27 protein-coding genes are annotated in these 23,455 nt (G+C 33.9%); 8 read left to right on the forward strand and 19 right to left on the reverse strand.

From position 1 onward, the window contains the following. Positions 1–165 precede the first annotated feature (165 nt). The 7 genes from BTJ66_RS02795 to norA all read right to left on the reverse strand — a co-directional run bounded on the left by BTJ66_RS02795 (position 166) and on the right by norA (position 7,854). A complete protein-coding gene (locus BTJ66_RS02795) occupies positions 166–2,115 on the reverse strand; it encodes a PTS fructose transporter subunit IIABC (RefSeq protein ID WP_099089471.1) in 1,950 nt (649 codons plus the stop codon). A 1-nt stretch (position 2,116) separates the two neighbouring features. Then, positions 2,117–3,040 (reverse strand): 1-phosphofructokinase, encoded by a 924-nt coding sequence (pfkB, locus tag BTJ66_RS02800; protein WP_099089472.1) that lies wholly within the window; start codon positions 3,038–3,040, stop codon positions 2,117–2,119. Next, a complete protein-coding gene (locus BTJ66_RS02805) occupies positions 3,037–3,795 on the reverse strand; it encodes a DeoR/GlpR family DNA-binding transcription regulator (protein WP_099089473.1) in 759 nt (252 codons plus the stop codon). The genes pfkB and BTJ66_RS02805 overlap by 4 nt, the downstream gene beginning before the upstream one ends. 234 nt (positions 3,796–4,029) lie before the next feature. Beyond that, positions 4,030–4,509 carry a Cys-tRNA(Pro) deacylase gene (ybaK, locus tag BTJ66_RS02810; RefSeq protein WP_099089474.1) on the reverse strand — a complete coding sequence of 160 codons (480 nt, stop codon included), beginning with the start codon at positions 4,507–4,509 and terminating at the stop codon, positions 4,030–4,032. A gap of 81 nt (positions 4,510–4,590) precedes the next feature. Continuing rightward, a complete protein-coding gene (galU, locus tag BTJ66_RS02815; RefSeq protein WP_099089475.1) occupies positions 4,591–5,460 on the reverse strand; it encodes a UTP--glucose-1-phosphate uridylyltransferase GalU in 870 nt (289 codons plus the stop codon). A gap of 177 nt (positions 5,461–5,637) precedes the next feature. Beyond that, positions 5,638–6,378 (reverse strand): hypothetical protein, encoded by a 741-nt coding sequence (locus BTJ66_RS02820; protein ID WP_099089476.1) that lies wholly within the window; start codon positions 6,376–6,378, stop codon positions 5,638–5,640. Between the two features lie 315 nt (positions 6,379–6,693). Beyond that, positions 6,694–7,854: a multidrug efflux MFS transporter NorA gene (gene norA / locus BTJ66_RS02825; RefSeq protein ID WP_099089477.1), complete on the reverse strand. Its 1,161-nt coding sequence runs from the start codon at positions 7,852–7,854 to the stop codon at positions 6,694–6,696. Positions 7,855–8,053: 199 nt separating this feature from the next. Here norA and BTJ66_RS02830 point away from each other — a divergent pair, with 199 nt between their 5' ends. From BTJ66_RS02830 to BTJ66_RS13765, 3 genes are all read left to right on the forward strand, one after another. Continuing rightward, a complete protein-coding gene (locus BTJ66_RS02830; protein ID WP_099089478.1) occupies positions 8,054–8,473 on the forward strand; it encodes a PPC domain-containing DNA-binding protein in 420 nt (139 codons plus the stop codon). A 473-nt stretch (positions 8,474–8,946) separates the two neighbouring features. Further along, entirely contained in the window at positions 8,947–9,564 is a 618-nt protein-coding gene (locus BTJ66_RS02835; RefSeq protein ID WP_099089479.1) for a DUF1361 domain-containing protein, read from the forward strand. Continuing rightward, the gene (locus tag BTJ66_RS13765) at positions 9,561–9,836 is read left to right on the forward strand and encodes a hypothetical protein (protein ID WP_099089480.1); all 276 of its coding nucleotides are present in this window, start codon (positions 9,561–9,563) and stop codon (positions 9,834–9,836) included. Before BTJ66_RS02835 ends, BTJ66_RS13765 begins: the two co-directional genes overlap by 4 nt. 150 nt (positions 9,837–9,986) lie before the next feature. Here the strand turns inward: BTJ66_RS13765 and mdh are convergent, their stop codons facing one another. The 5 genes from mdh to BTJ66_RS02865 form a co-directional block, all read right to left on the reverse strand. Beyond that, entirely contained in the window at positions 9,987–10,925 is a 939-nt protein-coding gene (gene mdh / locus BTJ66_RS02845) for a malate dehydrogenase (protein ID WP_099089481.1), read from the reverse strand. A gap of 99 nt (positions 10,926–11,024) precedes the next feature. Beyond that, entirely contained in the window at positions 11,025–11,636 is a 612-nt protein-coding gene (locus BTJ66_RS02850) for a DedA family protein (protein ID WP_099089482.1), read from the reverse strand. A gap of 55 nt (positions 11,637–11,691) precedes the next feature. Beyond that, positions 11,692–11,991, reverse strand: coding sequence for a hypothetical protein (locus BTJ66_RS02855; RefSeq protein ID WP_099089483.1), 300 nt, complete (start codon positions 11,989–11,991; stop codon positions 11,692–11,694). Positions 11,992–12,015: 24 nt separating this feature from the next. Further along, positions 12,016–12,924: an aldo/keto reductase gene (locus BTJ66_RS02860; RefSeq protein WP_099089484.1), complete on the reverse strand. Its 909-nt coding sequence runs from the start codon at positions 12,922–12,924 to the stop codon at positions 12,016–12,018. A gap of 32 nt (positions 12,925–12,956) precedes the next feature. Next, a complete protein-coding gene (locus BTJ66_RS02865; protein WP_099089485.1) occupies positions 12,957–13,883 on the reverse strand; it encodes a CobW family GTP-binding protein in 927 nt (308 codons plus the stop codon). A 226-nt stretch (positions 13,884–14,109) separates the two neighbouring features. Here BTJ66_RS02865 and mgrA point away from each other — a divergent pair, with 226 nt between their 5' ends. Continuing rightward, positions 14,110–14,553: a global transcriptional regulator MgrA gene (mgrA, locus tag BTJ66_RS02870; RefSeq protein ID WP_099089486.1), complete on the forward strand. Its 444-nt coding sequence runs from the start codon at positions 14,110–14,112 to the stop codon at positions 14,551–14,553. 80 nt (positions 14,554–14,633) lie between these two features. On the opposite strand, the gene BTJ66_RS13930 is transcribed toward mgrA, so the two are convergent. The 3 genes from BTJ66_RS13930 to BTJ66_RS02880 are packed head-to-tail and all read right to left on the reverse strand — an operon-like array spanning position 14,634 to position 18,082. Further along, on the reverse strand, positions 14,634–14,756 hold the full coding sequence (locus BTJ66_RS13930; RefSeq protein WP_274521111.1) for a hypothetical protein: 123 nt from the start codon (positions 14,754–14,756) through the stop codon (positions 14,634–14,636). 18 nt (positions 14,757–14,774) lie between these two features. Continuing rightward, complete coding sequence (cydC, locus tag BTJ66_RS02875; protein WP_099089487.1) at positions 14,775–16,454, reverse strand: thiol reductant ABC exporter subunit CydC; 1,680 nt, start codon at positions 16,452–16,454, stop codon at positions 14,775–14,777. After that, positions 16,451–18,082: an ABC transporter ATP-binding protein/permease gene (locus BTJ66_RS02880; protein ID WP_099089488.1), complete on the reverse strand. Its 1,632-nt coding sequence runs from the start codon at positions 18,080–18,082 to the stop codon at positions 16,451–16,453. Before BTJ66_RS02880 ends, cydC begins: the two co-directional genes overlap by 4 nt. Before the next feature lie 279 nt (positions 18,083–18,361). Between BTJ66_RS02880 and BTJ66_RS02885 the strand changes: the two genes are divergently transcribed. From BTJ66_RS02885 to BTJ66_RS02900, 4 genes are all read left to right on the forward strand, one after another. Further along, positions 18,362–19,237: an undecaprenyl-diphosphate phosphatase gene (locus tag BTJ66_RS02885; RefSeq protein WP_099089489.1), complete on the forward strand. Its 876-nt coding sequence runs from the start codon at positions 18,362–18,364 to the stop codon at positions 19,235–19,237. 219 nt (positions 19,238–19,456) lie between these two features. After that, entirely contained in the window at positions 19,457–20,158 is a 702-nt protein-coding gene (locus BTJ66_RS02890) for a hypothetical protein (RefSeq protein ID WP_099089490.1), read from the forward strand. A gap of 6 nt (positions 20,159–20,164) precedes the next feature. Beyond that, positions 20,165–20,614, forward strand: coding sequence for a YaiI/YqxD family protein (locus BTJ66_RS02895; RefSeq protein WP_099089491.1), 450 nt, complete (start codon positions 20,165–20,167; stop codon positions 20,612–20,614). Positions 20,615–20,630: 16 nt separating this feature from the next. Then, the gene (locus tag BTJ66_RS02900) at positions 20,631–21,197 is read left to right on the forward strand and encodes an LOG family protein (protein WP_099089492.1); all 567 of its coding nucleotides are present in this window, start codon (positions 20,631–20,633) and stop codon (positions 21,195–21,197) included. Positions 21,198–21,306: 109 nt separating this feature from the next. Here BTJ66_RS02900 and BTJ66_RS02905 read toward each other — a convergent pair whose 3' ends face one another. From BTJ66_RS02905 to BTJ66_RS02920, 4 genes are all read right to left on the reverse strand, one after another. Further along, the gene (locus BTJ66_RS02905; RefSeq protein WP_099089493.1) at positions 21,307–21,924 is read right to left on the reverse strand and encodes a LysE/ArgO family amino acid transporter; all 618 of its coding nucleotides are present in this window, start codon (positions 21,922–21,924) and stop codon (positions 21,307–21,309) included. Positions 21,925–22,001: 77 nt separating this feature from the next. After that, on the reverse strand, positions 22,002–22,547 hold the full coding sequence (locus BTJ66_RS02910; protein ID WP_099089494.1) for a GNAT family N-acetyltransferase: 546 nt from the start codon (positions 22,545–22,547) through the stop codon (positions 22,002–22,004). Between the two features lie 102 nt (positions 22,548–22,649). Continuing rightward, positions 22,650–22,946 (reverse strand): hypothetical protein, encoded by a 297-nt coding sequence (locus BTJ66_RS02915; RefSeq protein WP_099089495.1) that lies wholly within the window; start codon positions 22,944–22,946, stop codon positions 22,650–22,652. 264 nt (positions 22,947–23,210) lie between these two features. Next, positions 23,211–23,423 (reverse strand): SA0632 family lipoprotein, encoded by a 213-nt coding sequence (locus tag BTJ66_RS02920; RefSeq protein ID WP_099089496.1) that lies wholly within the window; start codon positions 23,421–23,423, stop codon positions 23,211–23,213. Between the last annotated feature and the right edge of the window lie 32 nt (positions 23,424–23,455).

Genomic DNA, 23,455 nt, shown 5'->3' on the forward strand with positions numbered 1-23,455 from the left:
AGCTCATTTTATCGAAGACTTTATTCACATTTTACCAAATCTAATCACAATGTTATATTCAAAAGTTTTTAATCATAAAATGAATAAAACAAAAAAGCCAGAAAACACACTCATGAACTGAGTCGTTTCCGGCTTTCTTACACTTTGCATTACTGCAAGACTATCTTATTCATTCATAGCTTCTGAAGTTTGAATTTCATCTTGAGTTAATTTTGGTTTCAATAAACCATAAATGATTGCTGCCACGATTGCACCGATGATGATTGCTATAAGTGACTGTAATACATGACTAAAGTCAGTTCCTAAGATAACAATAATACCACCATGCGGCGCTTGAATTGATGAACCTAGGCCTAATGCAATTGCGCCTGCCAAACCTGAACCAACCATCATTGATGGAATCACTCTGATAGGATCTGCCGCCGCAAATGGTATCGCACCTTCTGTAATAAAGGACAAGCCCATGACGTAGTTTGGAACAATCGAACCTTTTTGTTCTTTCGTGAATTTTTTACGGAAGATTAACATTGCCGTTGCAATCGCAATCGGTGGTACCATACCTCCAATCATCGCTGCTGTAATCGGCGCAGCATTTCCTTCTGTTAATGCTGCCACAGAGAATACATAAGCCGCTTTGTTAAATGGCCCACCCATATCGATGGCCATCATAGCGCCTACAACGAGACCGAGCAACATAATATTTGTACCAGATAAACTTTGTAATCCGTTAAGCAAAGTGTTATTCAACCACGAAGCAGGCGGATTAACTACATATATCATTAATAAACCAGTAAATAATACAGACAGTACTGGATATATAAGTGTTGGTTTCAGACCTTCTAATGATTGTGGCATACCACTCGTTAATTTCTTAATACCCAATGTTAAATAACCTGCTAAGAAACCTGCGATAATACCACCAATGAATCCAGAATCGCCAGTGCTTGCTAATAAACCACCAATTAAACCTGCTGCGAAACCTGGTTTATCTGCGATACTACGAGCAATATAACCAGCAAGTACAGGAATAATGAGCATAAAGGCACTCTTATTACCGATATTCCATAATTGCTCAGCAAAGGCATTATGTTCTGCACTTTTCGGATCAAATGAATTTGGACCAAATAAGAACACGATTGCCATTAATATACCACCAGCAATCACAAGCGGTAGCATATTAGAAACACCATTCATTAGGTGTTTATAAATCGTTTTTCCTACACCTTGTTTTTCATTACTTGCTGAGCCATTACTTCCAGTATTCCCGCTTTTTGCTACAAACGGTTTGCGAGAAGTATCTTGAGCTAGATTGATTAATTCCTCAGGGCGTTTAATTCCGTCTGCAACCGGAACTTCTACCACTTGCTTACCATTAAAACGATCTGTTTCAACATGAACATCGGCTGCCACAATGACACCTGTTGCATTTTTTATATCCTCGTCTGTGAGGTGATTTTTAATACCACCTGAACCATTTGTTTCTACTTTTATCTTAACGTTCATCTTTTCAGCTTGTTTTTTTAAAGCATCTCGTGCCATGTACGTATGTGCAATACCAGTTGGGCACGCAGTCACAGCTAAGATATAAGGTTCATTTGATTCTGATGTTGAAACAGCAGTAGCTTGTTCCTGGTCTTCTGAAGCTTCCTCTTCAGTCGCTTCATCATCTGCTTTATCAATAATCTGCAGTACTTCTTCTGGCGAACTAGCATTTACTAATGCTTCTCTCACCTGTTCATCCATCAAAATACCAGATAATTTAGCTAAAGCATCTAAGTGTGTTTGAGCACCGCCTTCTGGTGCCGCAATCATGAAGAATAAATGTGCCGGTTGCATATCCAAACTTTGATAATCCACACCCGCTTTAGACTTACCAAAAGCGATTGCTGGTGTGGTAACGGCAGCTACTTTAGCATGAGGAATTGCTATACCTTCACCAATACCCGTTGTACTTTGTGATTCACGATTATGAATAGCTTCTTTAAAACTTGTTAAATCATTCAATTTACCTGCTTTATCTAATTGGTTCACCAATTCATCGATGACACCATCTTTCTCTGTAGCTGATAAATCCATTGCAATGGTATCTTTTGTTAACAATTCAGTAATTCTCATATTATTCACTCCCATCTAATGTCGTAATAACGACTTGTTTTTTAATATCTTCAATCTTAGTTGCTGTTGCCAAATCATCGTTAAATGCCGTAGCTGTTCCAGCAGATACTGCTTGTTTAAACGCTTCTTTAATTGTCAGTCCTGAGTCAAGACCTGCAACCATTCCTGCAACAGTACTATCTCCAGAACCTACTGTATTAACTACGTGGCCATTAGGAACACTAGCTTTATAGCTATGTTGTTTATCGACATAGACAGCACCCTCGCCACCTAACGAGATAATGACAGATTGCGCGCCTCTGTTTAATATTTCACGACCATAAGTTATAACATCTTGGTCTGTTTCAATCGTTGTATTAAACATTATTTCCAATTCATCTTTATTAGGTTTAATAAATAATGGTCGATAGCTTAAGACGGGTTCAACCAAGTCTTTCTCTGCATCAACAACTAACGCCGCCCCGGTTGTGTTCGTGATTTTTGCAATTTGTTCATAAGCATTATTTGGAATACTTTTTGGAATACTTCCAGCAACAATAACCGTATCTGCTTGGGTCGTTTTCTTGATTTGTGTTAAGAGTGTTTCAAATTGGTCGTCTGTTATTTGTGGTCCCGGTGCATTGATTTCTGTTTCTTTACCTGTTTTCAATTTGACATTAATTCTTGTATCTTCATCAACTTGAACAAAGTTCGTACATATATCTGCTTTAGTTAATGTTTCTGCGATAAATTGACCAGGAAACCCACCTGCAAAACCTAGTGCTGTAGATGGTACATCTAATGTTTTAAGCACTCTTGATACGTTGATGCCTTTGCCACCTGCAAACTTATGCGTTTCCGTGGCGCGATTTAACCCATTAAGTTCAAAATCATTTGTAAACATAATGTAGTCAATAGAAGGATTTAAAGTTACCGTATATATCATAATGTTCCTCCAATAAAATTATATTGACCCGCAAACAGGTGAAAGTCTTTACTTGCTTGTGCCTTTTTGGAAGTGATGACTGAAACGCCTTCTTCTAAAGGTACATGTGCAAAATAAACTTTTTCGTATTTATCATGGTCTATTAATACATAAACTTGTGTGCCTAATTGCATGGCATGATGTTTAATAATCGCTTCTTGTTCATCAGGCGTCGTCAAACCATATTTCAAATCGATGCCATTCATACCTAAAAAGACTTTATCAAATCGATATCGACTCAATGTCTCTAAAGCGCTCGCACCAATCGTTGCAAATGTAGTCGATTTGACTTCACCACCAATAATCAGTGTTCTGAATCCATGCTTCAACAGTTCTTCAACATGTGTTAAACCATTTGTCACCACTATGATGTCATTGGCTTTGATGTAAGGAATCATTTCTAATGTTGTTGAACCCGCATCTAAAAACACACAATCTCGATCTTCAATTTGGCTCGCTGCAATTCTACCAATTTCTTGTTTTTCTCTTAAATTGGTGCTTCTTTTATCTGCCAAATTAGGTTCTAAAACAGATGATTGGTTTAGCGTTGCACCTCCATGCACCCTTTTGAGTTTTCCAAATTTTTGCAATTTTGATAAATCACGACGAATCGTTGATGCACTACAACCTGTGCGATCAATTAATTCTTGTAATGTTAAAAAGTCTTGTTTTGACAATTCGGTCAAAATTAGTTCATGGCGTTTTTCCGTTATCATCGCTTCACCTCATCTCAATGTCATTATAATGTTTCCGCTTTCTTATTTCAATCATAATTTACCAAAAACAATCAAAAACAGTCATTTTATTCTTAAAATTTCAATGATTTGCCACTTTTTTCATCACAAATATAGTCACTTGCAAACATTACTGTTAATTTGCTTAAATTAGTTAAAAATAAAGAACAGAAACCCCTATCTAAACACTAGGTTTCTGTCCTTCATTTGCATTCTTTATTCATGTATGACTTGTATGACTTGTGCGTTCGTTACACCGATTAAATCTGTTGTATTTAGTTTAATTTGTGTTCCACGTTCACCACCACTGACATAAATCGTATCGATATCCTTTGCTTGTTGATCAATAACAGTTGGAAAGTGCCGTTTCATGCCAATAGGTGAACAACCACCCCTAATATATCCTGTGACTTGCTTTAAGTCGCCAAGTGGCATTAAATGTAATTTCTTTTCCCCAACTGCTTGGGCTGCTGCTTTCATATCTAAAGATTCCCGAACTGGAACAACAAATACGAAATGATCATGCTTTGTATTTTCAAGTACAAGTGTTTTATATACTTCATTAGCATCCACGCCGACTTTTGCCGCTACACTTTCCCCATCCATATGTTCATCTGAAACTTCATATGTATTTACTTCATATGGTATCGCACTGCGGTCAAGCATTCTCATCGCATTGGTTTTCTTTCTCTTCATTCTAATCACCCCATATGACATTTCTAATGCTGTTTATTCTAATAGGTCGTTTAAGCCACTGTCTATTATGTTCGTTATAGATTAGTTCAATTTTAGATTTTTTATAAAATCGACTAGATCATCATGCATTGTTTCATCTTTTAATGCATATTCTATCGTCGTTTTAACAAAGCCTAATTTTTCACCGACATCAAATCGATCACCTTCAAAGTCATATGCATAAACTTGATCTTCTCTATTCAAGCGTTCAATAGCATCTGTAAGTTGAATCTCTCCACCTGCGCCTTCACCTTGTGTTGCCAGATAATCAAATATATCAGCTGTTAAAACATAACGCCCCATAATTGCTAAATTAGAAGGTGCCGTCCCTTGTTTAGGTTTTTCAACAAATTGCTTAACTTCATATTTTCTACCAAATCTCTGTAATGGATCAATAATGCCATATCGATGCGTATGTGCTTCTTCTACTTCTTGAACACCAATGACCGATTTTCCTGTTTCATCATATGCTTCCATAAGCTGTTTAATCGCTGGATTATCTGACTCTACAATATCATCACCTAATAACACAGCAAATGGTTCATCTCCGATAAATTGTCTTGCTGAATAAATAGCGTGACCCAGACCTTTTTGTTCTTTTTGTCGAACATAAAAGATATTCGCAAGTTCTGTAGAGTATTTAACTTTCTCTAATAATTCTGTCTTTCCTTTATCTTGAAGTATCATTTCTAATTCTTTTTGATTATCAAAATGGTCTTCGATGGCTCGCTTGTGCTTACCTGTAACAATGATAATATCTTCAATACCTGCGCGTGCTGCTTCTTCTACTATGTATTGAATCGTAGGTTTATCTAAAATTGGCAACATTTCTTTAGGCATTGCTTTCGTAGCTGGTAAAAAGCGAGTCCCCAATCCAGCTGCTGGTATGATTGCTTTCTTTATTTTTCTCAAAACATTCATCCTTTCCCTATAAACATTATTCGCTACTTCAAAAAATAAACTCTCCAATTTATTTTTTATTTATTACTATCATCATAACATTGATATGTCCTACTTTATACTTATTTCCTTAACATAAAAAAGTGAGCCATCCATAAATTGAACTGAATTTATGAGGCTCACTTTTATTTAATTTAATGATGGTTGTTGAATTACATCCCCAGATTTACTTACAACAACTTTATAATCTCTTTGTGTTTTATAATCTTGAAAGCTATAAAACATACCATCCTTAGATTCTTTAACTTTTTTCAACACTACACTTTTTCCTAATTCGTCTACTGCATGTTTTTGTGCAATAACTTCAGATTCTTGGGGAGAAATACGCTCATGTTGAGATGGCTGTTCATCGTTAGCTACATAAGATTTATCAAATATACTCGTTTGATTTTCCTCATTCACAGTTACTCTGTAAAACGTATTTGGCTTTTCTTTATTTTCAAATGTAAAAATATAATAATATACACCTTGGCAAGTGCTATCGATGCCGTAATCATTGTATTGATTTGAAGCGTGGTTGTCTTTGTTCACAAGTCTTTGTGCCTTAGCTAGTGCTTTAGAAAATTGTGGTAAATTCGCTTGTCCAGTATCTTTCATATTTAAATCGTGTGTCGTTAATTTAGCGATAGGTTCATGGTTCGTTCCATTGTATGGCGCTTCATATTTGTCTTCTTTAATTGCTGCTTTAATTGAATTCTTATCTTTCTGCTCCACTTTATCCTTTGCTTCAGCACTTGATTCACCAACCGAAAAACTAGAAATCGTTTCATGCACTTTTGCAAGTGCCTGTTGGTTCGTAGCTATAAATAAAAGAAACACAAAGCAGCAAGCAAGAAAGAACGCCATCATGGTTAACATTAAATTTTTCAAGTTCATCCCCTTACTTACATTTATTACATTTCTTATCATGTTAGCATAGATTATTCTGAAAGCACTTAAATAGAACACAACTTAAAATAAATGTAATATTTGTCACATAATTATTACGTAAGTCCGGGTTATTTAATACAAGCGACATATTCCTATAGCTTTAATCGTATTTATCTTGCACAAACTATTTCAATGTATGTAGCACGATTTGTATTTTTAAGTTCACTGCATATCATAATAATTTCCAACTTAAAAACCCCTTCAACAAGCTCACTCATGCGTGTCTTTGATGAAGGGGATATGAAGTTTGTGCTTTTAGCGATGACTCATGCGTGATCTAATCAATTTCTCGATAAATATGACGAACATACCAAGTATCATCACTAATACTGACATATATAGCGGGAATTCAAAATTAATATCGTATAATGTGCCTGCCACAAGCGGCCCAATGAAATTCCCCATACTTGTAAATGTAGAATTTAACCCACCGGCGAAACCTTGTCGATTACCTGCAATGTTTGAAAAATAATTAGTAATCGCTGGACGAATCATATCAAATCCAATAAATACGATAAAACTAATAACCATAATTGACCAGTAATGGTGCACAAATGTTAACGCCAATAAAACAATAGCAGAGTATAATAACGCATAAGTAATAAAAGTTAACTCCTTAAAATGCTTCATGAACTTATCGAAGAAGAAAACCTGGAATACAGCACCCAATATTCCTCCACCAGTAATCGCAAATGAAATATCTAAAGGTGAATAATGTGCTTTATCAGCCGTATATAATGGGAATAACGTTTCAAAAGCTGATAGTCCAAAAGCAAGTACAAGCGTCAAGATAATTGGCGTAAGAAATACCTTCCAATCAATTTTTGACAATAATTCAGGTTGATATTTGGCAAAACCATCTTGCGTGCTGTTCTTTGGATTTTTTATTAATGTAATTGATAATATTAATGCAACACATCCACTAAAACCAGCCACATAAAACGGTAGCCTATGAGAAAATTCCGCTAAAAATCCCCCAAGGCCAGGACCTAAGATAAATCCGGAATTAATAATCGCTGACATATATCCAAAATTTTTGGCTTTATCTCTTCCTTCAGAAATATCTGCAATCATACCCGTTACGCCTGGCATTACCATACCGGCACTAAAACCGCCTAGTATTCTGGAAATAACTAGAAGTGAGAACGTATGACTTGCAGCGAATAAGAACTCTGAAACAGCAAACAGCCCGAGACCGATACAAATAATTAATTTCTTACCTAATTTATCTGCAAGTGTACCACCAAACGGCGATATAATCATTTGAGCTAAAGCAAAAACGGCAACAAGTACGCCTAAGTCGCTCCCCTTTAAGCCCAAGTCTTTTAAATAAACCGGTAGCACCGGAACTACTAAACCAATACCTAAAAAGACAAGAAAAATATTAAAATATAATATATAAAACTGCTTATTCACGTTTCTCACTCCATTCTTTTTAAAATACATATACATCGTTAGCCACTTAACGTAGCGCTAAAACCCTAATATTAGAACATTTTATAACAGTTCTGTAGCAAATGACAATAAAAAATTCTATTTACAAACACTATTATACAAGTCTTGAAAAGAACTTGTATAATAGTCATGTAATCAATTTTCAGAATGGGGGCTTCATATGATTTATCAAGAAGATGGTAAAACAATTGTTTTAGTATTGGAACAAGGCGAAGATATAGTAGAGGCTGTTACTGACATCGCCAGAGAACAAGATGGTAAATTCGGTACAGTGAGCGGTATTGGAGCTTGCTCAAGTGCAGAGCTGAACTTTTATAATCTTGAAACGAAAACGTATGAGAAAAAATTAATTGATGAACCCTTAGAATTAATCGGTTTACTAGGCAATATTTCTCATATTGATGCACAGCCATTTGCACATTTACATGCAACATTTGGTACAAATCAATATGAAACGTTGAGCGGTCATTTAACAAAAGCAATTGTGTCTGCAACTGCCGAAATTGTCATTACAATGACCAACCTCGATATTAATCGTAAACACAATGAAGACATTGGTTTGAACCTGCTAGACTTATAAATACGTATGCACTATTATTAAACTTTTATATTCAGACTAGGACATTAAATACATGACCTAGTCTGATTTTATATTTGGTTAGTTGACTAAACTGAAAAGTGGTTTGTATTCAGTTTAAAGAAGACTACTTAATTCATAAAGATGTATTTTCCTTATATAGGTGCTTCCGACCGTTAAATGAATAATTCATAAAGATGTGTTATATTTCGAAGATTAAATAATACGCCTTCCTATTACTATTCAATCATTTAATCACTAGTTTATATTTAACAAGCTAATTAGTATTTTCATTGAAATTTATTTTTAAAAAATGTATCATTTAATCTTGTATTTCAACAAATGCGTATTAATAATAGTGCTCTTTGTTTATTCGATCAAAGGAACGATGTTATTTCATTTATTTGAATCGTATAGCGTTAAAAAACACTTGAGTAATAACGAAATACTACAACAGAAAGGAAGTAGGTGTATTTATGAGGGGTCGCTATATTGCTAGAACCGTGTTTCTTATTTTAATAATTATTTCTATATTTTTTAATAATTATTACCCATTTATGACTTTAAATCTATTTCTAGCATATGTGCCATTTGAACTATGCTTACTTTTAAATTTATTTAAACCTAAATCTATATATGAATGGCCACTCTTTATCATATTCGCCCTTATTTTTGTATTCATGGTGCCCAATACTTTGTATATGGTTACAGATTTAATTCATTTAAATCAATTTAGATTTAACTTTTATCAAGGGTTATTAATAACAGAATGGGCTTATTTCACATTTTTAGTTATTGCTGTATTACTTGCTTTATATCTATTAATTTTAATGTTTTTAGAAATAGAGCATTTCACACATCGTATGTGGTTAAATAGACTTATTATTGTAGCGATGATGTTCCTTAACGGACTAGGTATTTTCATTGGCCGCTTCTTGCGTTTACATTCAGTTTATCTTATTAATGAGCCGCTTCGCATTTTCAACGAAGTAACATCAAGCTTGAAATTCGACACTTTATGCTTCGTGTTATTACTCGTAGCATTGCAAGTCATCATATTTGCATTTGCGAAAGGAGTGCGTAGCATAAAATGACTTTCAATATAATCATCTTAATCATTATTCTGATTTTATTACAATTAATCATCGGGCATCTATTACATGATGTAGGGTTCTCTTATACGCACAGCATTATCTTGATGTGCTTCCCATTAGGCATTGGTTTATTTTATCTACAATTATTTTATTATGAACGTCGTTTTCCAAATTGGAATGTGCCCCTCCATGTTAAAGTAAGACTAAAATATATGTATATATTGACCTTTATTGAATATGTCGCGCTTTATATTTGTATATTTAGAATGTAGGCCACTAACGATTAAGCTTAAACACAGTTGAATAAACTTTTGAATATATAGAGAAAGGCCAAGACACAATGGATGTGTCTTGGCCTTTCTCTCTTTTAAAAACATAATTCCTGTCCATCTCTTGCATTATCTAAGCATGCTACGCCCATGTCATTGATGTTTTAATGCTTGTTTCACTTCTATTACAGACTCGGCAGAGATTTGTAATTGGGCTCGCTCATTATCTGCAAGCTCTAGTTCAACAATACTTTCAATACCTTGTTCACCTAAAACAGTTGGTACACCCAAACAAATATCAGAGAAACCATATTCCCCTTCTAGCATGGCGATACTAGGAAGTAAGCGGTGTTGATCTTTCAAAATTGCTTCCATCATTGCATAAACTGCTGACGCTGGAGCATAATATGCAGAACCATTGCCAAGCAAAGCAACAAGTTCAGCGCCGCCTTTTCTAGTGCGTTGCACAATTTGCTCAATTTGTGCTTGGTCTAATAATTGGTCCAATGGAACACCATTTACATTTGTTGACTTCACTAAAGGAACCATTGTATCGCCATGACCACCTAACACAAGTCCCTTTATGTCTTTTACAGAAACATTTAAGGCTTCAGCAATAAATGTCTGATATCGTGCCGTATCTAAAACACCAGACTGACCAATTACACGCTCTTTTGGAAAACCAGATGCATTGAGCACAGAATAGGTCATTGCATCCACAGGATTTGTAAGTACAATTATTTTGCAATCAGGAGAATATTTCACAATTTCTTTCGTGACATCATGCATAACTTTTTCATTAATTTGTACTAAATCATCTCTACTCATACCTGGCTTTCGGGGGCTTCCAGCAGTAATAACTACAATATCTGAATCGGTCGTATCAGCATAATCAATGGATCCAGTTACTTTCACGTCAAAACCGTATACCGGGCTGCTCTCAAGTATGTCTAATGCCTTTCCTTTCACTTGCCCTTCGTTATTTGGACGATCGATAAGCACGACATCTGCTAGCTCTTGTTGTGCAACAATAAATGCTAATGTTGCACCCGTGTTACCAGCACCTATAATGGATACTTTTTGTTTTGTCATAATAACATCCCTTCAATCAAGCAATTTATATCTCAATTGAATTATAACACCTTTTCTTTTTACACAATGATTGAAAATGCTTAACTTAAGTTATCAACTTTACTTATGTTTGCGTTGGCGTTTAAACCATTTCCATATAATAAAAATAGCAAGCATAAGTAATACGACATATATAATACGAGAATAAATATCCATATAGTACACAATGGCATGCCAATTACCACCTACTGCTTGACCTAAATAGATTAATACAATATTCCATATCAAAGTACCAATTGTTGTAAACAAAATAAATAGTGGCAAGTTCATTTTGGTTAATCCTGCAGGTATAGATATTAAACTTCTTAGTAATGGTACAAAGCGGCAGAAGAAAATCGTCCAGTAACCGTATTTATCAAACCAATGTATTGTTTTGTCTATGTCTTGCGTCTTTACACGCAGTATTTTTCCATAACGATGAACAAAACGATATAAATTGCGTTCACCAATCCAAGCTCCTAGACCATATAAGACAAGCGCACCGACGACTGAACCAATCGTAGATGTTATTGTCACGCCAATGAAACTCAAATCAGATTGAGTAGTCATAAAACCACCAAATGTTAAAATGATTTCAGAAGGGATTGGCGGAAAAACATTCTCTAAGAAAATTAAAAACGCGATGCCCCAATAACCATATAATTCCATAAAATGTGTAATCCACTGTTCCATGCATTACCTCCTCATCCTGCTTATCTTTCTTTAAAAATCATTCCCTCAAAACTACTTAAAAAATGTGTTTCGTTAGACCAAATGAATAAAATGTAATACCTAACAATATCAGAGAAAGCACCGTTAATATGAGGGATAAGAGCATCGTGCGTTTAAAGTGATTAATAAAAGCAACAAATAAAATTGCTAAATTATAAAGGAAAAACAAACCAAATAGCGTCATCATTACAGTAATATCAGGATATACCATATTTAATATGGCAATGACCAATGCAAATCCTAAAAATGGAAAATTGATAAAGTTTCTTTGAAATTTAAGTTCTTTTCTGTGGTGTTGTTCATTCTGAGTATTCATTATTTACGCTCCTTTAAAATTAAATTACGGGATATCATGACCTAATGAAGCCGTATAAATATCAAACCATTCTTGATCTGTCAATGTTACTTTTAGCCCTTCTATTGCTTGATCTATTCGTTCTATCTTATGCGTTCCCAACACCGGCATTATCGTAGCAGGATGCTTGTCTAGCCACGCCATGATGATACCGTTAGATGTAACATTATATTTTTGTGCTAATGGAGAAACAATTGCCATAATTCTTGCAGCTTTTTCATCCGCTAAATCAAATAATTTCCCGCCAGCCATAGGACTCCATGACATTATTTTAACATCATCTTTGTACATATGATTGATATTTCCATTCTCAATTGCGTCTAATGTGTAAGGCGATACTTCCAATTGATTGATTGTAATATGTAACTTGTCACAGACAAGGCATTTACTCAATAAATCATATTGAGACTTATTAAAGTTCGACACACCAAATGACTTAACTTTCCCCTCGCTTACCAAGGTTTTTAATGCTTCAGTCACCTCATGTGGGTCCATCAAAGGCGATGGACGGTGTATCAATAAACTATCTAAGTGGTCTACATTTAATTGTTGCAATGATCGATCAACGGAATGTTGAATATGCGCTTTACTATGATCATATCTATGTCCACTTATTGTTTGATCAGGACTAGAAGGCAATACAATACCACATTTCGTAACAATCTCAATTTGATTTCTTAATTGGGGTGATAATTTTAATGCTTCTCCAAAAATACCTTCACAAGTGTATGATCCGTATATATCTGCATGGTCCATAGTTGTAATTCCACGTTCTACTAACTCATTTATATAACGATTAAGTTGCTGTGGTGTCCACTGCCAATCTTGTGCTCTCCAAAATCCTTGTATTACTTTTGAAAATGAAACATACTGATTTATTTTTACTTTATCCATTAAAAACCAACACCTTTTATTTTATTCGCTAATTAAGAAAACTGTAGCATGTCTAATTTATTACGTATTTGATTTTCATCAAGTTGTTCACCAATCATCACAAGCGTTAGTGGCATATCGTCGTCAATGATTTGATAGTCTGGCAAGCCAAATGCGTATTGAAATTCATATGTTTCATCAGGCTTATCGCGAAATTGAACATATCCCTTTAATCTTAGAACATTATCGGGAAGCCGTAAAATAAATTGATAAAATAATTGACGATCAATTGGCCCAGAAAAATGATACTGCACGCTATTGATTCCATGATGATGCATATGTGTATCTTTACTTATTATTGTTGAATTTGTAATCGTATCAAGAGATGACATATTCATTTCTGCATAAGTTGTATAAAATTTCGGTGCTCTTGAATTTATTTTATTAAGCTGTTCCAATGCGCTGTGTTCGTCATTTTTTAATAAGTCTATTTTATTGACTACAATTGCCTGACTCACTTCTAATTGTTCTTCCATCAATTGTGTTGTACTATAAGTATATTGGGTCCTGGTCAAAAATCTTGGTGCGTCTACTAATCCAATAACAATTGGTGGTTTAACATAGTCGACAACTTCAGGGTCTTGACATGCCGCAATAATTTCTATCGGATGTGCAATACCCGTCGCCTCAATTATAATGTGGTGCATTGCACTTTTGTTAAGAAAATGTTTTAATTGTTTTATTAAATCTTGTTGCATGTCACAACAGACGCAACCATTTAATATCGACGCAACTTCAACATCATCGCTCAATGCATGGCTATCAACATCTAAATTGCCGTATTCATTTACGATGATACTAGGGTTCTCATGTTTTCTTAATAAATATTTCACATAATTACTAAGGAAAGTTGTTTTCCCACTGCCTAAAAATCCTGTTACAATAGTAATGGACGTCTTAGGTTGTTTAATATTTTCCATAAAATCACTCATTTCTTAAACACAAATGTTTGTGTAAAATTTAATTTATACATATAATTAAACTTTTACTTGATAAAATATTAGATATCTTCTAAACTTTATACACACTTTATTTTAGCATGGCACAGTGCAAAAGTATGATTGAAGAAGTGTCAAACACAATGTAAGACGGATTCAGGTCCGATACAGAGAGAACAAAACGGATAGAATGTCTGGAGGAGAACTTATGTCTGAACCACTTAATTTAAAGGAACAACTTTGCTTCAGTTTGTATAATGCACAAAGACAAGTAAATCGCTACTACTCAAACAATGTCTTTAAAAAATACAAACTGACATACCCACAATTTTTAGTATTAACTATTTTATGGGCTGATTCACCTGTCAACGTTAAGAAAGTTGTAACAGAATTAGCACTAGATACAGGTACTGTATCTCCATTACTTAAGAGAATGGAGCAAGTTGATTTAATCAAACGCGAACGTTCTGAAGTAGATCAACGCGAAGTGTTTATTCATTTGACTGATAAGAGTGAAGCAATTCGCCCAGAATTAGACACTGCTTGTCAAGATGTTGCTGTTGCATCATCATTAAGCACAGATGAATCTAAAGAGTTAAATCGATTACTTTCAAAAGTAATTGATGCCTTTACTGAAGAAAAAGCAAAATAATTTTTCGCATTAAAAGTTTAGGTACAAGCTATTTAAAATTATTCCTTTAATATACTTGATTTATAAAGCGAGCTCAAACACTAATGTGTTTGAGCTCGTTTCAGGCTGTCGACAATTACTGCCTTAGTCTTGTCATCTTCGTCTAGTGTTTTCTCTTCAGTCATCGGCATAGACCACTGCAAAAATACAACAGATATATTCACTTAAGCTAAGGTTCTATTTTATACTGTATTAATTGCTACCATTTGTTTTAGATAACCATTGGTTTTATTCAATAGCGTTTGATAACAATCATCTTCTAAAATAACACCATCTTGCATAACAATGATTCGATCAAATTGTGGTAATAATTGCAAATCGTGTGTTGCTACGATAAGCGTATCTGCCTTATTATGAATAGCTTCCATAACTTTATCTGTATGATAAATATCCAGAGCCGTCGTTGGCTCATCCAATATCCACACGGGCGCATCTTTTAGAAACAATCTCGCTAATGCCAATCTTTGAATTTCTCCACCAGATAAAGTTTGACCTGAAAGTGTTATGATTCTATTCAAATCAATATGTTCTAACCCCAAGCCATCAAGCACATTTCTGATGTCATTATCGCTACTTTCAGCAAATAAATTCTCTCGCACCGTACCATCAAAGAGTTGTTGTGATTGCAATAATGCATTGATATAACTATATTTGTCATTATCACTGATTTTCACAATATCTTGTTGATTCAATAAAACTTCACCTTTATCACTTTGATACAATCCAAGCATTAGCTGTAGCAAAGAGCTTTTCCCAGAACCCGAAGGCCCAACAATCGCAACATGTTCCCCTTTTTGAATAGAGAATTGAATTTGATTTAAGACAGGGCGCGATTGATTCCAATATTTAAAGTTAACTGCTTTAATATCTAATAGTGCGTCATCATGAATTAAATCTGTTTGCATCCGTTCATTACCCTGTACCATCGGATGTGCAATAACCTCACTAATATTTTCAATTGCTTCATCTGTATCAGCCTTATAATACGCTACATTACTCATTGGAATAGCTTGTTCAAATAATGTTAACATCATTAACACGATACTCGTTAAATAAACGACATCTAAATATTCATGTTGTACTTGGACTACACCTAAATATAAAGTGAAAAACAACGCAATCATAGAAACAATATTTAAACTATACTCATATAAAGATAAGAACCGTTGTTCTTTAGCCTGAACATTTTCATATTGCTCTAATTGTTGCAGCACTTTATCTTTATAAAAATCAGTTCGATCAAAACGGGATAGTTCCTCATAGCCTTCTTTATAATCATAAAAATGATTTAAAAATCCACTTTGTACTTGATTAACTTGCTTTTTGAGTTGTCTCGCTTTTTTAGCACTTAGCCAAGGTATGACAAACAATGTCATAAACATACTCAGACAAATAATAATAGCATGTACGTATGAAAAATATAGCATTGTCAAAATTGTGATAATTGCTGTACCACCAATCACAATTGGCGGATAATACACTCTTAGATAAATGTTCTGTAATGCTTCCACTCTACCAATCATTCGTGATAGCAAATCACTAGAATTAAACTTACGATATACATCTGGAATGACTGGTAATAGTTTCTTGAAAAATTGCACTCTCACATCTCTCAACATCGTAAATGTTGCTCTATGAGATAGCAGTCTTTCTATATATCTTGCAATGGCTCTTACAAAGCCAAACATCTTAACTGATACAATAAGTACCATTAAAGCAAATAACGGCGCACCTAATGCACTTTGCGTAATCATATAACCACTTAAAAAAAACATACCTAGTGCCACTAAACTACCAACCACACCAACACATATTGATAATATTATATCTTTATCTACCTTAAATCGAATGCGTGGTTTCATGTTACATCACCACCTTGATTCTGACTATTCATTGTCACTTGTGTATCAGACTTTAAATAACCATTTTCTATTAATATACATTTATTCGCTCGGTTAATGGTATGTGCTCTATGGGCAATTGTAATAATCGTTGTATATTTAAATTGCTGTTCTATTACATCTTGAATTATTTGTTCTGTTTTTATGTCTAAACCAGTAGCAGGTTCATCAAAGATTAATAGCTCTGGTTGGGTCAACAATACTCTTGATAGTTCTATACGTCTCATTTGGCCTCCTGAGAGCATTTCACCACCTTCTCCTATCCATGTATCTAAACCTTTTGCTAATGCCGTTACCTTTTCTTTCAAGCCCACATCATTCAATACCTTCAATAATTTTGCCTCATCAATTTCTCGAAACATCGTAATATTATCACGTATCGACGCATTGAAAATGTATGGTGTTTGGCTTAAAAAACCAATACTTAAAGCTTCATCTTTAAACGTTACGCTACCAGATTGTGGTTTGTAATTTTGCGTAATGATCTGTGCTAGTGTTGATTTACCCGCACCACTATTTCCAATAAGTGCAATTTTTTCTCCTTGCATTATATTTAAAGTAATATCTTTCAAGGTATACGTGTCGGCTTCTTCATATTTAAAGCTAACTTGATTTAGCCGAACGATGGGTGCTTGTTGTTTAGCTGTTTGTATTTTCGACTTATCGTGCTTACTTTCTTTATCTAAAACATCAAACACTACATCACTCGAACCCTCGCTCTGTTTACCCGTATGAAACGATTGTCCAAGGTCTTTAATCGAATTGTAGAATTCTGGCGCTAATATAATTGCAATAGCTGCCGTTTTAAAATCAATATTATGAAATAAAATCAAACCTAACCCTGCTTCTAATGCAACCAAACCAATGCCTAACATACTAATAAATTCAAGCATAAGCCCAGACAAAAAAGCACTTTTTAAAATGCGCATAGTTAGATCTCTGAATGTTGTACTTTCTGCGTATAATGCTGCTTCTGTACGATCCGTTCTATTAAATAATTTTAATGTAATAAGGCCTTTAATTTTATTTAAAAATTGCTGACTAAATTGATTTAAATATGTCATTTTATCTTTTGATTCATTCCGTGTTTTCAATCCAAATATGATATAAAATACAGGAATAAATGGTGCCGTAACCATCATAATGATCGCAGTATTCAAATGTATAAAACACATTGCCACAATAATCATAAATGGAATCATCATTGATTTAAATACTTGTGGAAAGTAACTATTAAAAAAAGGGACGATGCCATCAATACTTTCTGTCAATGTATTCATTTGAACCCCGATGGGATCTTTCGAACGTTTTAAAATTAGTTGCCGACGCAAATCACGTTTTACTTTTACCGCCATTTGATTACCTATCATTTGATTCACTGTATTAAACGTCGCACGTCCAATTAAAATAACTAATGTAAATAGTAATAAAGCGACTAAATCTTGATTTCCTTTTAACAACACGATATTTAAAATTTCAGCAATTGAAATGTTCTGAACTACTACGGCTATAGCTAATAATGTACTGACAAGAAACATGCATATTGGGTATAATTTATATTTTAACGCTAAATTTGTTAATCTTTTCACAAAATATCACCTGCCACATATTATAAACACATTATATGAAATTTAAATAATTACGCTCATTATTAAGTTATCTTTTTTATGTTACTTTCATATTTTCGACATAATTCTAGATTTCAACTTTTATTTCTTACATAATGACTTTAAAATTACATTTAGTCTTTGACTCTCATTCTTTAGTCTAATATAACGATTTTAAGTAGCGTATTATATTTTTATTGTGCTATTATGGTTAAATGAAAATATATAAAATTTAATAAGTACTATGAAAGTAGGTAAATTATGTTAATACTTGAATTAATCAAAGGCATTATTCTTGGCATCGTAGAAGGTTTAACGGAATTTGCACCCGTTTCTTCTACCGGTCATATGATTCTTGTCGATGACATGTGGTTAAAATCTAGTGAATTTTTAGGCTCACAATCCGCTTTTACATTTAAAATTGTAATCCAGCTCGGTTCTGTTTTCGCAGGAGCTTGGGTGTTCCGTGAACGTTATTTTGAAATGTTACATATTGGTAAATACAGACACGAACCTATTGACGGAATTGGACAAAAACCAAAACGTTTGAATTTATTACACATTATTGTTGGTATGATACCTGCTGGTGTCTTAGGATTATTATTTGACGACGTAATCCAAAAATATCTTTTCAGTGTACCCACTGTAATGATAGGGTTATTTATTGGGGCTGTATATATGATTATTGCAGACATTTATAGCAAAAAAGTCACTAACCCACGTAACGTTGATCAAATCAATTATTTCCAAGCATTTGTAATTGGTTTATCACAAGCAGTAGCAATGTGGCCAGGTTTCAGTAGATCTGGATCTACAATTTCTACAGGTGTTTTAATGAAAATGAATCATAAATCAGCATCTGACTTTACTTTCATCATGGCTGTCCCGGTCATGCTTGCTGCAAGTGGTTTATCTTTAATTAAAAATATGGAATATATCCATATGAGCGACATTGGTTTCTATATTTTAGGTTTCTTAGCTGCATTTATTGTTGGTTTAATTGCCATTAAAACTTTCTTATACTTAATTAGTAAAATTAAATTGATTCCATTCGCAATTTATAGAATCATCTTAGTCATCATTATTGCAATTCTTTATTTTGGTTTTGGTATCGGACGAGGTATCACTGGTGAATAATTTAATAGCATCATAAAATGATATTTAATAAAACACAGATTCTCCTTTATAAGGCGTGGCATCTGTGTTTTATTTTTTAAGATACACTGTTAGTGTATAATGTACGATAAGTATCAAAACAATTGATAATAAATCCTATGCATACGCTATATTTACCGTTTATTATCATGTATGATAGGGTATTGTGAAGATAGTATAATTCAAATGGAGGCAACGAGTATGGACAAAAAGCAATTAATTAAAACAATTATCACAGTGGCGCCTGTGTTTCTAGTACCGCTAATCGTTGAACGTAAACGTATCAAAGATCACCCAGATGTAAAAAAAGTAAATGATGCGACAGTAAACGCTTCTAAAACAGTTGCAGATAAATCTGTACGCTTGAAAGATAATGTAGTAGATAAATCTTCTCATGCAAAAGAATATGTTGCAGATAAAAAACACAACTTAGATCAAAAACGTGAGCTTAAACGTATCGCGAAAGAAAATGATCCTGCTTACATTGAGAAAAAAGGCGAAAAACTAGAAAAAGAAAATCGCAAAGAAGCAGACAAAATGAATAAAATTCTTCAAAAAAATATAGATAAACGCCATAAAGATGAAGATAAAGCACGTCAAGAAAATGAAAAGCAACGCATTAAAGATATGAAAAAATCTAACAAGCACATGGAAAAAGTTGGTTTAACTCCAGGTAAACTTGATGATGAAACTGAGAAAAAAGGCGAAAAGCTTGAAAAAGATAATCGCAAAGATGTAAATAAATTAAATAAATTATTGCAAAAAAACATCGATAAACGTCATAAAAATGAAGATAAAGCACAAGAGAAAAATAAAAAAGCACGTTTAGCTGAATTCAAGAAGTATAAAGACTATGTGGCAAAAAGCGTCGTAAAACAAAACAATGAAAGTAAAGGCGAATAAACGCATATGACACAAGTCATAATAGACGGAGATGCTTGTCCTGTAGTCAATTCAGTAATTGAATTGACGGATGGGACAGGCATTTTTGTTACGATTGTTCGCAGTTTCAGCCACTTTTCATCTGTTATACAACCTGACCATGTAAAGTTTATCTATGTTGACGATGGACCCGATGCTGTCGATTATCGCATTGTAAAGCTTGTCCAACCCGATGATCTTGTTATTACCCAAGATTATGGATTGGCTAGCCTATTATTGAATAAAGCTAAGCTTGTTATACATCATAAAGGATTTATATATAATCCAGAGAATATTAATACGCTACTCGAACAACGTCACGCTAGCGCACAATTTAGAAAAAGTGGTGGCCGAACTAAAGGTCCAACTGCTTTCACTGAGGACGATGTAGCAAAGTTTGAATCTGTATTTTCAACTTTAATTCACAAATATACTTGAGTTTGGAGGACTAACAATGAAAAAAATTGCTATATATTGCGGTGCGAGTAAAGGCAATGATGCTATCTATGTAAACGAAGCCTATCAATTAGGTAAGTACATGGCGCAACACGGCTATGAGCTGGTATTTGGTGCAGGATCTGTTGGTATTATGGGTGCAATTCAAGATGGTGTCGTAGATAATGGTGGAACTGCAATTGGGGTCATGCCTAAAATGCTAGATGAAAAAGAAATCACAAGTAACAAGTTATCTGAACTTATTTTAGTAGATTCTATGCATGAAAGGAAAAATAAAATGGCTGAGCTTGCAGATGCTTTTGTCATGGCTCCTGGTGGTGCTGGTTCATTGGAAGAGTTTTTTGAAATGTATAGTTGGGCGCAAATTGGTATACACCAAAAACCCATTGCAGTCTTTAACATTAATGGTTTTTTCGAACCTTTACAAGTATTGATTGAACATATGATCGAAGAAGGTTTTATCGATTCAAAATATAAACAACTAGCGCCTTTATGTCATACGCCCGAATCGCTATTTGAAACATTAAATCGTTATCAGCCTTTCGGTGTAAGAACTTATGATTAATCGAGGTTATTTGCACATCTAAGTTGAAAAATCTGCCGAAATACATAAACAATATAAGGGCGACAACACCAAATGCGTGTTGTCGCCCTGTCCAATAATAAACCTTTTTTTATAATAAAATGGCCAATAGTTGTTTTAAAATCATCATTGCCACAATTAAAATGATAACCGATGAGCATTTATTCAAAATCATAATGTATTTACCTGTTTTATCTATGCTTCCAACCATTTTTCCAGCTACTGCTAAAAAAACAAACCATATCCAAGATACAATAATCGTTGACAAGGTGAAGATGATTTTTTCTGTACCTTCATAAACTGCCCCACTTGTGCCAATCACACCAATCGTATCCATGATTGCGTGTGGGTTGAGTAATGACACTGATAACGCAAAGCCAATTTGTTTCTTAGCAGACATTGGTCGATATGTTTGCAATGTATCAGGACGCGCACGCCATAATGACCATGCCATATACAATAAGAACAACAAACCGATACAATATATTGTAATTTGCAACACTGGCATAGATAATAATATGACTGAAACACCTATGATTGCTAACAATATTAATAGTGTATCGCATAAACCTGCCGTTATAATAACAGGTAATGATTTTGTTATACTTTTATGGTTTGCACCTTGATTAAATACAAACACATTTTGTGCACCTAATGGTAATATCAAACCTAATGCTAATAAAAAACCATGAATCAAAGGTTGAAACATTTCACTACACCTCTAACGTTTTACAATTAATATTTAAAAAAGATTACCCATGTTTGCTTTTCAACTGTAAACATATCCTACCTCTTTAAATCTTTATAATATCTAACATGTCTTTTTAGTGGATGGTATTTACTAAGATCTGGGTATTCAAAATAGTCAAAATGTTTCATACCAATTTTCTCCATTACTTTCCGTGATGCCTCGTTGTTTTCTGAAGTAAATGCATAAACTTCCTCTAGCCCAAGGTCTTTTGCATAATTTAATACGGCAGTTGCCCCCTCTGTTGCAAAACCATTGCCCCATACCTCAGGAATCAAACGCCAACCAATTTCATAAAAAGGTAATTCTGCAAACGTATATTTACTCTCTTCAGGTACATAATTCAAACCAATAAAACCTAACCAGCCACTGGTCTCTTTCAATTCTACCGCAAACAATCCTATATCATGCGCTTGAATTACTTCATTCATTTTCATCATATCGTATTCTGAACGTTTATAACTTAATAAACTAGGAAAATATCTCCGAACTTGTCGATTGGCATTCATTTGTTGAAACGGTAGCAAGTCTTCCTCTCGCCAATCACGTAATCTTAATCGCTCAGTTTCAATATAAACCGTCATTTGTTACACCTCTATACTTGAAAATAAATTTCTATAGAAAAGTAACGCGTTATGAGAGAACTCATATCGCGTTACTGCTTTTGGTATTTCAAAGATAATACATTATGCTCTTGAAATGTAGCTAATTAATTCAACATTTACTGCGATTTCTTTCAAACGACTACGCTCACTTTTTGGCGCGGTAAACGTTGCATCGATAAAGTCATTTTTATAATCTAATTGATACGTAGCGACAAAAGTATCTGTATCAGATTCAAAATTCGGCAAATGTGCAATGACACGTTTAATTTCACCTGTAGAATCCTTAATTTGTCTACCAGTAATATTTTCAATTTCTCTGCCTAATTCTGGCAAAGTTATTGAACGTCCTTCTAATAAATTGAAATCTTGTTCATGCATAACGATAACCTCTCTTCTATTCAAGGAAACTGTTAATTCACTTCATCCATTACATTCGCACATATGATAAAGCGTATTGACCAATTAACTTGTATTCCAACTTTTTATTTTTATACGTAACGGTTAAAAATTCTAATATCTTATAACGTTACCCATTATAACAGTGACTAAAACCAGATTACAATGATTTCCTAGGAAATATTATTTCACTAACATTAACGTTGACTAGATATAAATGCATATGCTTGAACAAAAAATCATGCTTTAAGTTTTTGCATTAATATCTTTTTCTAAGTTATCTGACTTATCTTTAAGTTTGTCCTGTTCTTTTTCTAATTTTTCTTTTTGTTTTTTCAAATCTTTATTTTGCTTTTCAAGTTTATCGATATCTTTTTCTAAAGATGCTTTTTCATCATCTTTACCACATGCCGTTAAAGTAATGGTTGATGCTAATATGAGTGCCAGCCATTTTTTCATGTAATATCTCCTTTTTCATAATAATATATATT

Source organism: Staphylococcus edaphicus, assembly GCF_002614725.1.
Classification (GTDB): Bacteria; Bacillota; Bacilli; order Staphylococcales; family Staphylococcaceae; genus Staphylococcus; species Staphylococcus edaphicus.

Bases quoted from the DNA above. Each gene is read 5' to 3' on its own strand.
- mgrA (WP_099089486.1), top strand. From the start codon at position 14,110: ATGTCTGAACCACTTAATTTAAAGGAACAACTTTGCTTCAGTTTGTAT.
- BTJ66_RS02850 (WP_099089482.1), bottom strand. From the start codon at position 11,636: ATGGAACAGTGGATTACACATTTTATGGAATTATATGGTTATTGGGGC.
- cydC (WP_099089487.1), bottom strand. From the start codon at position 16,454: ATGAAACCACGCATTCGATTTAAGGTAGATAAAGATATAATATTATCA.
- ybaK (WP_099089474.1), bottom strand. From the start codon at position 4,509: ATGAAGAGAAAGAAAACCAATGCGATGAGAATGCTTGACCGCAGTGCG.
- BTJ66_RS02835 (WP_099089479.1), top strand. From the start codon at position 8,947: ATGAGGGGTCGCTATATTGCTAGAACCGTGTTTCTTATTTTAATAATT.
- BTJ66_RS02855 (WP_099089483.1), bottom strand. From the start codon at position 11,991: ATGAATACTCAGAATGAACAACACCACAGAAAAGAACTTAAATTTCAA.
- BTJ66_RS02900 (WP_099089492.1), top strand. From the start codon at position 20,631: ATGAAAAAAATTGCTATATATTGCGGTGCGAGTAAAGGCAATGATGCT.
- BTJ66_RS02890 (WP_099089490.1), top strand. From the start codon at position 19,457: ATGGACAAAAAGCAATTAATTAAAACAATTATCACAGTGGCGCCTGTG.
- BTJ66_RS02915 (WP_099089495.1), bottom strand. From the start codon at position 22,946: ATGCATGAACAAGATTTCAATTTATTAGAAGGACGTTCAATAACTTTG.
- BTJ66_RS02895 (WP_099089491.1), top strand. From the start codon at position 20,165: ATGACACAAGTCATAATAGACGGAGATGCTTGTCCTGTAGTCAATTCA.
- BTJ66_RS02805 (WP_099089473.1), bottom strand. From the start codon at position 3,795: ATGATAACGGAAAAACGCCATGAACTAATTTTGACCGAATTGTCAAAA.
- BTJ66_RS02795 (WP_099089471.1), bottom strand. From the start codon at position 2,115: ATGAGAATTACTGAATTGTTAACAAAAGATACCATTGCAATGGATTTA.
- BTJ66_RS02865 (WP_099089485.1), bottom strand. From the start codon at position 13,883: ATGGAAAATATTAAACAACCTAAGACGTCCATTACTATTGTAACAGGA.
- BTJ66_RS02910 (WP_099089494.1), bottom strand. From the start codon at position 22,547: ATGACGGTTTATATTGAAACTGAGCGATTAAGATTACGTGATTGGCGA.
- pfkB (WP_099089472.1), bottom strand. From the start codon at position 3,040: ATGATATATACGGTAACTTTAAATCCTTCTATTGACTACATTATGTTT.
- BTJ66_RS02905 (WP_099089493.1), bottom strand. From the start codon at position 21,924: ATGTTTCAACCTTTGATTCATGGTTTTTTATTAGCATTAGGTTTGATA.
- BTJ66_RS02830 (WP_099089478.1), top strand. From the start codon at position 8,054: ATGATTTATCAAGAAGATGGTAAAACAATTGTTTTAGTATTGGAACAA.
- BTJ66_RS02885 (WP_099089489.1), top strand. From the start codon at position 18,362: ATGTTAATACTTGAATTAATCAAAGGCATTATTCTTGGCATCGTAGAA.
- mdh (WP_099089481.1), bottom strand. From the start codon at position 10,925: ATGACAAAACAAAAAGTATCCATTATAGGTGCTGGTAACACGGGTGCA.
- BTJ66_RS13765 (WP_099089480.1), top strand. From the start codon at position 9,561: ATGACTTTCAATATAATCATCTTAATCATTATTCTGATTTTATTACAA.
- BTJ66_RS02860 (WP_099089484.1), bottom strand. From the start codon at position 12,924: ATGGATAAAGTAAAAATAAATCAGTATGTTTCATTTTCAAAAGTAATA.
- BTJ66_RS02920 (WP_099089496.1), bottom strand. From the start codon at position 23,423: ATGAAAAAATGGCTGGCACTCATATTAGCATCAACCATTACTTTAACG.